13 protein-coding genes are annotated in these 13,337 nt (G+C 44.1%); 8 read left to right on the plus strand and 5 right to left on the minus strand.

Annotation, left to right across the window (positions count from 1 at the left end; translation table 11 throughout):
- Nucleotides 1-17: 17 nt before the first annotated feature.
- From WR49_RS04585 to WR49_RS04600, 4 genes are all read right to left on the minus strand, one after another.
- Complete coding sequence (locus WR49_RS04585; protein ID WP_046223228.1) at nt 18-1,217, minus strand: winged helix-turn-helix domain-containing protein; 1,200 nt, start codon at nt 1,215-1,217, stop codon at nt 18-20.
- A 34-nt stretch (nt 1,218-1,251) separates the two neighbouring features.
- On the minus strand, nt 1,252-1,899 hold the full coding sequence (locus WR49_RS04590; RefSeq protein ID WP_046223229.1) for a DsbA family oxidoreductase: 648 nt from the start codon (nt 1,897-1,899) through the stop codon (nt 1,252-1,254).
- Nucleotides 1,900-2,080: 181 nt separating this feature from the next.
- Nucleotides 2,081-2,878 carry a Cof-type HAD-IIB family hydrolase gene (locus WR49_RS04595; protein ID WP_046223230.1) on the minus strand — a complete coding sequence of 266 codons (798 nt, stop codon included), beginning with the start codon at nt 2,876-2,878 and terminating at the stop codon, nt 2,081-2,083.
- Between the two features lie 241 nt (nt 2,879-3,119).
- On the minus strand, nt 3,120-3,704 hold the full coding sequence (locus WR49_RS04600) for a TetR/AcrR family transcriptional regulator (protein ID WP_046223231.1): 585 nt from the start codon (nt 3,702-3,704) through the stop codon (nt 3,120-3,122).
- A gap of 141 nt (nt 3,705-3,845) precedes the next feature.
- Between WR49_RS04600 and WR49_RS04605 the strand changes: the two genes are divergently transcribed.
- The 3 genes from WR49_RS04605 (at nt 3,846) to arsB (ending at nt 6,006) form a co-directional block, all read left to right on the plus strand.
- Nucleotides 3,846-4,379: an HPP family protein gene (locus WR49_RS04605; RefSeq protein ID WP_017057829.1), complete on the plus strand. Its 534-nt coding sequence runs from the start codon at nt 3,846-3,848 to the stop codon at nt 4,377-4,379.
- Between the two features lie 124 nt (nt 4,380-4,503).
- On the plus strand, nt 4,504-4,845 hold the full coding sequence (locus WR49_RS04610) for an ArsR/SmtB family transcription factor (protein WP_046223232.1): 342 nt from the start codon (nt 4,504-4,506) through the stop codon (nt 4,843-4,845).
- Between the two features lie 105 nt (nt 4,846-4,950).
- A complete protein-coding gene (arsB, locus tag WR49_RS04615) occupies nt 4,951-6,006 on the plus strand; it encodes an ACR3 family arsenite efflux transporter (protein WP_046223233.1) in 1,056 nt (351 codons plus the stop codon).
- 112 nt (nt 6,007-6,118) lie between these two features.
- Here the strand turns inward: arsB and WR49_RS04620 are convergent, their stop codons facing one another.
- A complete protein-coding gene (locus WR49_RS04620; protein WP_046223234.1) occupies nt 6,119-7,006 on the minus strand; it encodes a LysR family transcriptional regulator in 888 nt (295 codons plus the stop codon).
- 130 nt (nt 7,007-7,136) lie between these two features.
- On the opposite strand from WR49_RS04620, the gene WR49_RS04625 reads away from it, so the two are divergent.
- The 5 genes from WR49_RS04625 (at nt 7,137) to glpD (ending at nt 13,333) form a co-directional block, all read left to right on the plus strand.
- Nucleotides 7,137-7,568, plus strand: a complete 432-nt coding sequence (locus WR49_RS04625; protein WP_046223235.1) for a PACE efflux transporter — start codon at nt 7,137-7,139, stop codon at nt 7,566-7,568.
- A 448-nt stretch (nt 7,569-8,016) separates the two neighbouring features.
- Complete coding sequence (locus WR49_RS04630; protein ID WP_046223236.1) at nt 8,017-8,862, plus strand: MIP/aquaporin family protein; 846 nt, start codon at nt 8,017-8,019, stop codon at nt 8,860-8,862.
- 60 nt (nt 8,863-8,922) lie between these two features.
- Nucleotides 8,923-10,449 (plus strand): glycerol kinase GlpK, encoded by a 1,527-nt coding sequence (glpK, locus tag WR49_RS04635; protein WP_017057823.1) that lies wholly within the window; start codon nt 8,923-8,925, stop codon nt 10,447-10,449.
- A 253-nt stretch (nt 10,450-10,702) separates the two neighbouring features.
- On the plus strand, nt 10,703-11,494 hold the full coding sequence (locus WR49_RS04640) for a DeoR/GlpR family transcriptional regulator (RefSeq protein ID WP_029627181.1): 792 nt from the start codon (nt 10,703-10,705) through the stop codon (nt 11,492-11,494).
- A gap of 279 nt (nt 11,495-11,773) precedes the next feature.
- Nucleotides 11,774-13,333 (plus strand): glycerol-3-phosphate dehydrogenase, encoded by a 1,560-nt coding sequence (gene glpD / locus WR49_RS04645; protein WP_046223237.1) that lies wholly within the window; start codon nt 11,774-11,776, stop codon nt 13,331-13,333.
- Nucleotides 13,334-13,337 lie beyond the last annotated feature (4 nt).

Raw genomic sequence — 13,337 nt, forward strand, 5'->3', positions numbered from 1 at the left:
AGATTAAGCATTAAGACTTAACGGCGACCACTATGCCAATGCTCCATCAAGCCTTGACCAAAGTTTGTGGGCGTGGTGGTGGAAACAATCATCTCATCACACTGATTGAACACCATAAAATGCTTAAGTTCATTGCATAAAGCGTGAATCAATGACTCATGACTTTTAACTCTGTCTTCAACAACCAAGTTACGGATATGAAATATTCGACTCTTCCTGTCAACCTTACAATCCATTCGTGCCACCAGCCCACTTTGCCACAGAATTGGTAAACTAAAGTAACCAAACTGACGCTTGGCTTCAGGAACATAGCACTCAAGAAGGTAGTTAAAATTGAACAGTGATTGTATTCGCTTGCGTTGAATCAACAGATTATCGAACGGAGAAAGTATCTTTAACTTAGTTCGAGAAAGAGGCTGATTCAGCAGTTCAAACGCATCAGGCAACACATAATATTCAGAACCCTGAATATCCACCTTCACGACTTGTTTATCTTCAAACATCTGTTGGAGTGTTTTCTGAATCAGTGGTTTCGTATTCTTAAGGAGATAGCTCATTTCCGATACGATTCCCACACCATTGGCTTCTAAATAACGCGTGATCAGATGCTCAATGTACTCTTGTTCTGTCGGCTCAGAGGTATCAATTCCGCTTGGTAAAACTCGCTCGGTTAGGTCATACACCTTATGAAAGTTCACTCGGCTCGGCACCATTAAGTTACCTTGCATAAACAAAGTCTCTAGCGCCTGTTTGGCAGGTTTTCCGCCCCATCCACCAGGGTTTGGTCTATCCCCTTCAAAGTCTTTGGCCATTAATGGCCCTTCACTCTCAATACGTTTGAGAACATGCGCCATGAGTGCGTCGTCTTTTTTATACCAATGCTTAAGCTTACCGCTCGCAAACCCATTCTTTCGATGCAGGCTGAAACGGTAATCTCGCATGGGTAAATATGCGGCGGCGTGCGACCAATACTCAAACACCTCTCGACGCTCTAGCAGCTTATCAAGATGGTTCAATTGGTAGTCTTGATTACGATTCCACAACGTATGATGGTGGGCTCGCTGAATCACAGAGATGGTATCGATTTGCACATACCCAAGGTTTTCAATCGCAGACAGGGTATTCGCCAAAGCGCTGCCATTGCGTTGCTTCTTTGGGGGGAGCTTTTGCGAAAGCAATACAATTTTTTGCGCTTGAGCGAGTGACAATGATTCCATGTAATTCAGACTCTAATTGATACCAATGATCCGTTTATGATTCAGCAATAAGCTCTTGAAGAATCTGCTTGTACGTTTCTACCGTCTGCGCGCCCGTTACTGCACTCTTACGGTTGAACACCACAGTAGGAACAGCTGAGATGCCCATGCGTTGCCATTCAAACTCTTGCGCTTCAATTTGCTTCAAGTTGTCGGTGTTCTTTAGGCGCTTCAGTGCCTTCGTTGAGTTTAGCCCAACCGCTTCAAGTTCTTGTGCCATGACTTCAAGGTCAGACAGGTCTTTCTGCTCTGTGAAGTGAGCAGTAAAAAAGCGTAGCTTTAACTCAGTCTGTTTACCGTGCGCTAGTGCAAAATCGAGAAGCACATGTAGATGACGTGAATTGACCATTCTCATGCTGTCATAGAAATTGAAATCGAACCCAACCGCTTTTCCACGAGCCGCAAGCTGTTCACGTGAACGTTGACTCTCTTCTGCGCTAGAACCGTACTTTCTCATGATGTGATCACGCAGGTTTTCACCCTCTTGTGGCATATCAGGGTTGAGCTCAAACGGCTGCCATTCAAGTTCAACCTGTTGTTCTAAGCCAAGTTCTGAAACGGCTTGCTCTAAGTTTTTGTAACCGACCACGCACCACGGGCACATTACGTCAGAAATAATATCAAGTTGAAGTTTGTTGCTCATAATCATTCCAATTATCGTTACTAAGGCGTATCCAATTCAAAGTGGATACCCATCTTTGTCACTAAGACTACAATGATTTGAACAATCGTTCAAATTAAACTCGATGAGCCAGTAACCAACAAAAAAGCCAACTCATATTACCGAGTTGGCTTTGATAACAATCTGATTGAGCTTTACCACGTTACGCTAGCAGCTTCTCTAGTACTTGGAACACACCCGCATCAACGTTACTTGGCGCGCCAAAACGTGCGATCTCTTTTAGCTTAGGATGTGCGTTTTCCATTGCGTAAGAGTGGTAGCTCTCTTTAAGCATTTCCAAGTCATTTAGATAATCACCAAAACTCATGGTCTGCTCGTAAGTGAAGTCGAGTGTGTTTTGTAGGTGTTTAATCGCCGCACCTTTTGATGCCTCTGCGTTCATCACATCCAGCCAAATTTTCGCACTTACCACCACTTGGTAATTGTCACCAAACTTGGCGTTGATGCTTGGATTCACTTTCTCTTGTGAACCATCAAAATGGCAGATAGCTACCTTAATAAAATCATCTTCTACCGCCAGCAAGTCTTCGACTTGCTCACGGCGGTGGTAGTACTTGGAGATCTCAGTTAGAGCACGCTCATCTTTAGTTTCGATGTATGCTGATTTCTTACCGCATAGCACCACATGCGCGCCTTCAATAGCACGAGCTTCTTTGATGATCTCTTTGATGGCATCGGTATCAAGCAAGCAGCTATAAAGCTCTTGGCCTTTGTGCATCACCAATGTGCCGTTTTCAGCAACGAACATCATGCGATCTTTAAGTGGAGCAAAGGTTTCCATCAAGCTGTAGTACTGACGACCCGATGCCGCAGCAAAAATAATGTCTTGGGCTTCTAAGCGCTCATAAAGCTTGAAAAATTCCGGGTCTAACTTCCCGTGTTCATTAAGCAGAGTGCCGTCCATATCAGCAGCGATAAATTTGATGTTCTGTTGTGGCATTTCCGGGCTTACCTATAAGTAATACCAATCGTAGTAAATAACTGTTCATCCTAGCTGGTTAAAATACTCGATAACTGCGTTAGAATTTTTGATTGTAGAATAACTACTTATCAAAAAATTCCGCCTTGTTCTCAAGTCTTTTTCTTGCGCTATTTCTGATCATTTACTTACTGTGATTGGTATGAAAATTAAATAGCAAATTATGATTTTTCGTTATCTTGTGTAACGGTTCTGCGTTCGATTATATCGTTAGATCAGCCAATGCATGCAAAGCTTTTCGATAAGGTTCTCTATTTAAACCTAATTTCCCAAACTCACTCCTCACGATAAGACCTTCAATAAAGGTCATCACCGATTCACTACACAATTCCAGTAACGCATCATCTCCATTTTTATCATGATTAATCACACGAAGAATCGTGTTTTTAAGCCACGCTTTATGTTGCTGGGATAGCATCGCTATATCATCCTCAGACGCTTTAAACTCCGCTAAAGCGTGCATGAACATGCATCCTTTGAAATCAGGTTGCTCAAACCAAGCAAAGTGCCAGTCTAATAACGCGTCAAGTTGACCCTCAGCACCAGCACCAGCACCAGCACCAGCACCAGCACCCGATATAAGAAACGTTTCTAGGCTCAATTCAAACCGCTGATGACGCCTAGTCAATACCGCCTCAATTAGTCTGGTTTTGGACCCAAAGTGGCGGTACATCGATGTCTTAGAAACTCCAGCTTCATCTCGGATCATATCTACACCAACCGCGGTATAGCCAAATTGGTTAAACAAAGACTCAGCTACATCCAAGATCTGCTCTTTCTTACTCATGCCTGCCCCCCATCTCAAATCCGATAAAATTTAGTATTGCTAAATTTTCTGTTGCCAATAGTGTACAGATCTGTATCATTTAACTCAACATGTACAGATCTGTACACTTTATATTCTTAATCTTAAATGAAGGAAATCGTGATGATTAAAAAGCTAACCGGCGGAGGTGAACTTCCTCCACGCGCGACGATCAGTCAGCTGTTAAAAGGCTTTATCGGAGGGACCGCAGGGATATTCGTATTGTGCATGCTCGCAGAGCAATCTGAAGTACCTTGGTTAATGGCTCCGTTTGGAGCAACGTGTGTTCTATTATTCGCAGTTCCAACATCGCCGCTAGCTCAACCCAGAAACATCATCGCTGGTCATTTTATCTCTGCCGTGGTTGGGTTGATCGCACTGTATGGGTTTGGTGATTCTTATTTAGTGATGGCGTTGGCGGTAGGATCCGCAATTATGTTGATGCTGTACTTTCGCGCCGTTCATCCACCAGCGGGAGCCAATCCAATCGTAATTACACTGGCAGGCACAGCATCCGTAGACTGGACTTTCTTATTCACCCCCGTCTTAGTCGGCAGCATTGCACTGGTTTGTATTGGAGCCATGCTCAATAACACGTCGCCACAACAAAAATGGCCATTGTATTGGGTAGGGAAATCAAAAATCGAAAACGGCTAATAGATGGCAGAGCCAAGTAATGAACGTCCATGCAGGCTAATAAATAAATTCGCATTGACCCCTAGCAAAAATAGTCTTACTATTAATCGTCTTTTAACGATTAGTAGTAATGAGTCCACTAAGTATGACTGCAACATGCCAAGCAACAGATAGCTGTTCTCTACCTCTTCCGCCGAGTAATGCTGAAGCAGAAAAAGAGATGGCTGCGTTAGCGAAAGCACTCGCTCACCCGGCAAGAGTTCGTATATTGAGTATTCTTTCAACGCTAGAAAAATCGGGGGGCTGTTTGAACAGTGACTTGGTTAGCGAATTAGGTTTGGCGCAATCGACAGTATCAGAGCACCTAAGAATCTTGAAAACCTCAGGTTTCATCACTGCTGAATCGATACCACCGAAGATGTGTTATCGCATTAACCGAGATAATATTCAGCAATTTGAGACGCTAATCGGCACCATTTTGAAATAGATTTATCGCGCTTAGTTTGTCGAATACGGAATAAACTAAGCGTATTTTTTTGCTTTCCAGCATCGCCTTTCGACGATTGGCGATATCAACCAAAGAGAAAATATCATGAAACCAAAGTTAGGTTTTCTAGATCGCTACTTAACACTGTGGATCTTTATTGCCATGGGCCTTGGTGTATTGCTTGGCATCCTGTTCCCACAGATCGAACAGTGGAATGAATCGATGTCGGTTGGTACCACCAACATTCCGCTTGCGATTGGCCTTATCTTAATGATGTACCCACCTCTGGCTAAGGTTAACTACAACCTATTAGGTACTGTGGTCAAAGATAAGAAAGCCATCAAACTATCTCTGATCATGAACTGGCTTGTTGGCCCGATTCTGATGTTCGTGTTGGCGCTAACATTCTTAGGCGATCACCCAGGTTACATGGTCGGCGTGATTCTGATTGGTCTTGCTCGTTGTGTTGCGATGGTTTTGGTTTGGAACGACATCGGCGGCGGTAACAAAGAGTACGGTGCGGCGTTGGTTGCTCTAAACAGTGCGTTCCAAGTGGTGAGCTACAGCTTTATGGCGTGGTTGTTCATCAGCGTTCTACCACCGATATTCGGTTACGAAGGCATGATGGTTGATATCTCAATGATCGACATTGCACACAGTGTACTTATTTACCTAGGTATCCCATTCTTAGCGGGCTTCCTAAGCCGTAAGATCCTTGTGTCGATGAAAGGCGAGCAGTGGTACAACGATGTGTTTATTCCACGTATCTCTCCAATCACACTGATTGCACTACTGGCGACTATCGTTCTGATGTTCAGCCTAAAAGGCGAGATGATTGTAGAACTGCCAATGGACGTATTGTTGATTGCTGTTCCACTGACTATCTACTTCACAGCGATGTTCTTCATCAGCTTCTTCATTGGTAAGAAGATGGGTATTGAATACGACAAGAACGCATCAATTGCATTCACAGCGACAGGTAACAACTTCGAGCTAGCGATTGCCGTTGCTATCTCAGTATTCGGTATCAACTCAGACCAAGCGTTTGCAGGTGTTATCGGTCCACTGATTGAAGTACCTGTGCTGATTTACCTAGTGAACGTGGCGCTTAAGATGAAAGACAAGTACTACAACGGTCAGACGGTTAAACCTAGCGTCTAGCGTCTACATCTAGAGCTGATAAAAAGCAGCATCACGTCAAACAGAAAGGCTCACACGTTAAACGGTGAGCCTTTTCTTTATTCAGTTTGATCCAATTTAAGTCTCGTCCAGTTTACGTTTCGTCTAATAAGCCTTTCAAAGCTTGTTCAAGCCAAAGTAACGCAGGGCCTTTAGAGCGTGTTTTAGACAGAACAAGATCAACGGGCGGCGACCATGTTTTGTGATCGAATGAGACATTAATCTCCACTAAACGCTGCTTATTCAGCTCCTCTTCGACAAGGTGCTTGGGTAAGTATGCCCAGCCAATATCGCTGCCAAGTACCATCTCTTTGATCACAATAAAGCTGTTTGACCACCATACCTTTCCGGCAATCAGCGGAAACTGATCCATCACCTTGCCTTTGTCTCCCCTCAACATTAACTGACGATGCGGGAGTAAGTCAGTGAGTTTCGCCACACCTGTTTTTGCGAGCGCATGACTTGGATGACACACAGCAATAAACGGTAAGTGACCGATAAAGCATGGCTCAGAACCGACATCAAAAGCCAAGTTGGTAAACATCAATCCAATGTCGGCTCTCTCTTCGATAATTAACGGATTGACCTCTGTTGTGGTACACGCAACCAGTTCAACTTCAGTAGCAGGGAATTGTTGACTGAACTGACTAAGGATCTTAGATAAGTTCGGAACCAGTAATGAATCATCTAATGCAATTTTGATGAGCCCCTCTTCACCGCTACCCATCGCACTAACCGTCACATTCAGATCTTCAACCTGAAGCACGATCGCTTTCACCTGTTTAAATAACTGCTCGCCAGCTTTGGTTAGTGAAGGCTTTCGAGTCGAACGATCAAAAAGCTCAACATTAAAATCGATTTCAAGATTACTGATGCCTTGGCTTACCGCTGACTGCACCTTACCCAAATGACGAGCACTGGCAGAAAATGACCCTAATTCAACGGCATACACAAACATTTTCAGTTGTTCAACGTTGTACATTCGGTTTCTCCCAAAACTTACTATCATAATATGTGATACTAACTATCTTTATATTATCACTTAAGTAGATATTATCTAGCCAAGTCATTAGCCCATCGGCGGCTATTTAATCGTAAAGAGAGTTAGAAAAATGTCACATAAAGAACGCATGTTGCACATGGTGCTATTTGAATTGGTTGCTTTGATTTTGATGGCAGGGCTTGCAACCTATATTACAGGAAACGGCGCAGGTGAAATGGCAGGCTTAGCGCTCGCAATATCATTGATAGCGATGGCGTGGAACTACGTTTACAACTATGGCTACGACAAAATTTACGGAGCAGACCGAAGCAAAAGAACTAAGAAAACACGTATTCTGCACGGATTAGGTTTTGAACTTGGCTTGATGACAGTGACTTTGCCTGTCTTGATGTGGGTTCTACAACTCGACTTCCTAACCGTACTGATCATGGACATCGGCCTAGTTATTTTCTTCGTACTTTACGCGATTGCGTTCAACTGGGTATATGACTCGGTTCGAGATCAATTGGTAGCGAAAGGAAAAGTGGCAGCTCTGGTTTAGAGCGGTAAGTTCGTATCGTATAACAAGAACATACACCCAAATTAAAACTGCCAAACTACAACATAGTTGGCAGTTTATTCATTTATGCATATAAGCTCATTTGTTAACGCCCCTGTTACATAGCAAAAACATCACACAGCCCTCCCTAATTAAGTCTAATAATCCGCCACTCACGAAGTAGCATCACAAATCCAAACATAAACTCCTCGTACCAGTTGCGCATTCATTTACATATAGGTAGTTTGAGCGGCTTCGCAACCTATCAATTAGAACAATGACATTCATGCGAGCATCTTTTTCGAGCAAAAGTGTTCGGATTAACATTTCAAGTGACTTTAATTAACAATTTTATGCTCAAACGCTCACTTTTGATGTTCGTTTATTTTCGAGTTCGCAAATATATGCACAATACACGTGCTAGATAAGCAAAACTAAAAAGGACTCGAACATGACAACAAACAAACACCCTTCTTTATTTGGGCAATGCTTGGCTGAATTTATCGGTACAGGATTACTCATATTCTTCGGCGTTGGCTGTGTGGCTGCACTGGTATTAACTGGTGCGACATTCGGACAATGGGAAATCAGCATCATCTGGGGCTTAGGTGTTGCTATCGCAATCTACTGTACTGCCGGTGTTTCTGGCGCACACATTAACCCTGCAGTCACCATCGCACTGGCAATGTTCCATGGCTTTGATAAAGCGAAAGTTGTGCCTTACATCATTTCTCAGCTACTTGGCGCATTTTGCTCTGCGGCATTAGTTTACAGCCTGTACAGCAACCTATTCACTGACTACGAGATTGCACATAACTTCGTTCGTAGCAGCCAAGACGCACTATCAACCGCTGGTATCTTCTCAACTTACCCACATGCTTCACTTTCTTTCTTTGGCGCTTTTGCTGTGGAATTCGTGATTACAGCTGTGTTGATGTTTGCAATTTTGGCACTAGGTGATGAGAACAATGGCGCATCTCGCGGTGCAATGAACCCACTGCTAATCGGTATTCTTATCGCGGTAATTGGCGGTTCTTTAGGCCCACTGACAGGCTTTGCAATGAACCCTGCTCGTGACTTCGGACCAAAACTCTTTGCTTACTTTGCTGGCTGGGACTTCGCTCTGACTGGTGCTCGTGATATCCCTTACTTCATCGTACCAATTATCGCTCCAATTGCTGGCGCGTGCTTTGGTGGTTGGTTGTACCCAAAAGCTATCGGTGCTTACTTACCAATAGAAGGCCAAGGTTGCACGATTCCAAACCAATGTGAAACAGAAGAAGAAGCTCAAGCTTAATCCCTAAGCGACCGTACATTTACTAAAATATAAATAACAAGACAAAAAAGGATTCTTACCATGACCGAGCAAAAATACATTGTTGCCCTAGACCAAGGCACCACAAGTTCTCGCGCTGTAATCCTCGATCACGATGCAAACATCGTAAGTTCTTCTCAACGAGAATTCACTCAGATCTACCCTAAAGCCGGTTGGGTTGAGCATGATCCAATGGAAATCTGGGCCTCTCAAAGCTCTACATTGGTTGAAGCCCTAGCTAAAGCGGGTATTCGCAGCGATGAATTGGCAGGCATTGGTATCACTAACCAACGTGAAACCACTATTGTTTGGAACAAAGAAACTGGCAAACCAGTTTATAACGCAATTGTATGGCAATGTCGCCGTACTGCAGATATCTGTGAAGACCTTAAAGCACGTGGCCTAGAAGACTACGTACGTGATAATACAGGCTTAGTCCTTGACCCGTATTTCTCAGGTACCAAAGTAAAATGGATTCTAGACAACGTTGAAGGCGCTCGTGAAGACGCTGAAGCAGGCAAGCTATTGTTCGGTACGGTTGATACTTGGTTGGTTTGGAAAATGACCCAAGGACGTGTACACGTTACGGATTACACCAACGCGTCACGTACTATGTTGTTCAACATCAATGACCTATGTTGGGATCAGAAGCTACTTGACGAAATGGGTATTCCAACGTCAATGATGCCAGAAGTGAAACGTTCTTCTGAGGTATACGGTCAAACAAACCTTGGTGGTAAAGGTGGTACTCGTATCCCAATCGCGGGTATTGCGGGTGACCAACAAGCTGCACTTTACGGTCAAATGTGTGTAGAAGCAGGTCAAGCTAAGAACACTTACGGTACAGGTTGTTTCCTTTTAATGAACACAGGCCAAGAGAAAGTAACGTCTAAAAACGGCCTACTAACAACGCTAGCATGTGGCCCTAAAGGCGAACCTGCATACGCGCTTGAAGGTGCGGTATTCATGGGAGGGGCATCAATCCAATGGCTACGTGATGAGATGAAGCTACTGGATGGCGCTGAAGACTCTGAATACTTCGCGACGAAAGTAGATACTTCAAACGGCGTTTATGTGGTGCCTGCGTTTACTGGTTTAGGCGCGCCATACTGGGACGCTTATGCTCGTGGTACGATCGTTGGCCTCACTCGTGGCGTTAACTCTAATCATATCATCCGTGCAACACTAGAAGGGATTGCCTACCAAACTCGCGACGTCCTAGACGCGATGCAAGCAGACTCTGGCATCAAGCTAGCAAACCTACGAGTTGATGGTGGAGCAGTAGCGAATAACTTCCTAATGCAATTCCAATCAGACGTACTGGATACTGAAGTTCATCGCCCTGAAGTAACAGAAGTAACAGCGCTTGGTGCGGCTTACCTTGCTGGCCTGGCGGTTGGTTTCTGGGACAATATTGACGAGCTTCAATACAAAGCCGTTCTAAACCGTACATTTATGCCTCACCACGATGAAGAGAAGCGTAACCGCCGCTACAAAGGCTGGAAACGCGCAATCAAGTGTGCTCAAGTTTGGTCTGAGCTTCACACTGAAGATGAAGGCGAAGACTAAGATACAAATAGGCTATATCGGACAGGTACAGTTGTTCGAGTCGCAGTAAACGAAACTAAAAAGAGCACTTTATTGTGCTCTTTTTTGCGTTTCAGCGTTTGTTTTTGTATTTTGAGCTTCGTTTTTGCGGTTTAGACATGATTCCTTACCATCATTACTTCTCTCTACGTATCAATTCGAGCACAATAGCGCGAGGTTATGTTTAGAATTAGGTGCGCTAAAACACAGCAGCGCGCAGGGAGTGGTAAGTAAAGTGAAGCAAATACCAAGACACCAGCAAATAGTCGACCTGGTTAAAACACAAGGATATGTGAGTACCGAAGAGCTAGTAGAGAAGTTCGATGTCAGTCCTCAAACTATAAGACGCGACCTAAACGAACTCGCCGATAACAATAAGATTCGTCGCTATCATGGTGGTGCAACTATTCCTTTAAGCTCAGAAAACACCTCTTACAGCACTCGTAAAGCACTCAACTTCAACGAAAAAGATGTGATAGCGGATCAACTGGTTAAGCATATCCCAGATGGTGCTACCTTGTTTGTTGATATCGGCACCACACCAGAATCGGTAGCCCGAGCTCTCAACAAGAATCATAAGCAACTTAGAGTTGTCACCAACAACATCAATGTTGCGAGCATTCTTCTGTCTAATCCAGAGATCAAAGTTATATTGGCAGGCGGCGAAGTACGGAATCGCGATGGCGGTATCGTGGGTGAAGCCACTCTCGATTTCGTGAAGCAATTCCGTCTCGACTTCGGCATCTTAGGGATCAGTGGCATCGACTTCGATGGTTCACTGCTCGATTTTGATTACCATGAAGTTCGTGTGAAACAAGCGATCATAGACAACAGCCGTAGCATCTTGCTAGCCGTCGACCACAGTAAATTTGGTCGTAATGCGATGGTTAAGCTCGGAAATATATCTCAAGCACACATGGTGTTTACCAATAAACAACCACCAGAAGAGATTACAAACATACTTAAGGACTTCTCCATACCGCTCGAAGTTATCAATACGGCTCAAGTAACGGCTGAAGAATCGTAACGTAAGAAACACGTGAACAAGGGAATCACATAAACGCGCTCTTTGTAAAAAACGCGATTATTGATTAGCATTGAGCGAGTATATCTTGCTGTTTATCTATACCAATTCTATGCTCGAATTAGACTTATTTGAACCTCTGCTTTCATAAGCAGAGGTTTTTTTATGCTCAAATCACATAAAACGCGCATAAACGAAAATAAATAATGACCAAAAACGAAAGTTCATATAGGATTCAATTATGTTCTAAAATGCTCGTTCGCTCAGAAAGAGGTCAAAATCATGAGTGCTCAACAAAATAATTCAAAAAATAGTACACCTTCCACTTTAGACTTGATCGTGATCGGCGGCGGCATCAATGGTGCAGGCATCGCGGCAGATGCAGCAGGTCGTGGTCTTAACGTTGGCTTATACGAAGCAAATGATTTCGCGTCTGCGACATCTTCTGCTAGCTCAAAGCTTATCCACGGTGGCCTACGCTACCTTGAACATTACGAATTTCGTTTGGTATCGGAAGCTCTTGCTGAACGTGAAGTATTACTAAGAAAAGCGCCTCATGTTGCTCAACCCATGCGTTTCCGTTTACCCCATCGACCATTTTTACGCCCAGCTTGGATGATTCGTTGTGGCCTGTTCCTTTACGATAACTTAGGTAAGCGCACCACGCTTCCTGGGAGTAAGACAGTCAACTTAGCGAAATCTGGCCTACTGAAACCAGAAATGAAGACAGGATTCGAATACTCAGATTGTTGGGTTGATGATGCGCGTATGGTATTGCTTAACGTTCTAGCAGCCAAAGAGAATAACGCTGAAGCACGTAACTACTGCCGTGTTGAGAAAGCACACCGTGCAGGTGGGATCTGGCACGTGACGATCCACGATGTAATGACGGATCAACGTTTCGAACGCAAAGCAAAGGCACTCGTCAATGCGGCAGGACCTTGGGTTAAGCAATTCTTCGATGATGGCTTAGAGCAAGCTTCACCCCGTAATATTCGTCTTATTAAAGGCTCGCACATTGTTGTACCGCGTATTCACGACGAACCCCAAGCGTACATTCTGCAAAACAAAGACAATCGCATTGTGTTTATGATCCCTTACCTAGATAAGTTTTCGATCATTGGCACCACCGATCTTGAATACAAAGGCGACCCACGTGAAGTTGCTATCTCTGATGACGAAGTAGATTACTTGGTCGACATCGTTAACCAGCACTTTGTTCATCAACTAACTCGTGAGGATGTAGTTTGGACATACAGCGGCGTTCGACCACTGTGTGATGACGAATCTGATTCTCCACAAGCGATCACTCGCGACTACACACTAGAGTTAGATGCAGAGCTAGACCAAGCACCACTGCTTTCAATTTTTGGCGGTAAGTTAACGACCTACCGTAAGCTCGGTGAAGCGGCACTTAAAAAGCTTGAACCATACCTGAAAAACATGGGGGCTCCGTGGACGGCTAACGATACTCTGCCAGGTGGTAACTTCAGCTGCAGCAGAGAACAACTGGCGAAGATGATCCACACTAAATACCCTTGGGTATCAGAAGCACTTCTGCTGCGTTACGTGACTCAATTTGGTACCTACACGTGGAACCTATTGGAAGGTGCAACGAGCGAAGCTGACCTTGGAATTAACTTTTCAAACGAAGCACATGGCGTTTATCAAGCTGAGATCGATTACTTGATCAACGAAGAGATGGCGATGACAGACGAAGACATCTTATGGCGCAGAACCAAGCTTGGCCTGTACTTAAACGAAGCAGAGCAGCAAGCCGTTTCTGATTACTTGAAAGAAAAACTTCAAAGCAAAGTGGTGAATTTTTCTCAAGTAGGATAATTAT

Origin of the sequence: Vibrio sp. ECSMB14106 (assembly GCF_000972265.1) — a bacterium.
GTDB classification, from domain to species: Bacteria; Pseudomonadota; Gammaproteobacteria; order Enterobacterales; family Vibrionaceae; genus Vibrio; species Vibrio kanaloae.

Bases quoted from the DNA above. Each gene is read 5' to 3' on its own strand.
- WR49_RS04590 (WP_046223229.1), bottom strand. From the start codon at position 1,899: ATGAGCAACAAACTTCAACTTGATATTATTTCTGACGTAATGTGCCCG.
- WR49_RS04595 (WP_046223230.1), bottom strand. From the start codon at position 2,878: ATGCCACAACAGAACATCAAATTTATCGCTGCTGATATGGACGGCACT.
- glpD (WP_046223237.1), top strand. From the start codon at position 11,774: ATGAGTGCTCAACAAAATAATTCAAAAAATAGTACACCTTCCACTTTA.
- WR49_RS04585 (WP_046223228.1), bottom strand. From the start codon at position 1,217: ATGGAATCATTGTCACTCGCTCAAGCGCAAAAAATTGTATTGCTTTCG.
- WR49_RS04625 (WP_046223235.1), top strand. From the start codon at position 7,137: ATGTCACATAAAGAACGCATGTTGCACATGGTGCTATTTGAATTGGTT.
- WR49_RS04605 (WP_017057829.1), top strand. From the start codon at position 3,846: ATGATTAAAAAGCTAACCGGCGGAGGTGAACTTCCTCCACGCGCGACG.
- glpK (WP_017057823.1), top strand. From the start codon at position 8,923: ATGACCGAGCAAAAATACATTGTTGCCCTAGACCAAGGCACCACAAGT.
- WR49_RS04630 (WP_046223236.1), top strand. From the start codon at position 8,017: ATGACAACAAACAAACACCCTTCTTTATTTGGGCAATGCTTGGCTGAA.
- WR49_RS04610 (WP_046223232.1), top strand. From the start codon at position 4,504: ATGACTGCAACATGCCAAGCAACAGATAGCTGTTCTCTACCTCTTCCG.
- WR49_RS04600 (WP_046223231.1), bottom strand. From the start codon at position 3,704: ATGAGTAAGAAAGAGCAGATCTTGGATGTAGCTGAGTCTTTGTTTAAC.
- WR49_RS04620 (WP_046223234.1), bottom strand. From the start codon at position 7,006: ATGTACAACGTTGAACAACTGAAAATGTTTGTGTATGCCGTTGAATTA.
- arsB (WP_046223233.1), top strand. From the start codon at position 4,951: ATGAAACCAAAGTTAGGTTTTCTAGATCGCTACTTAACACTGTGGATC.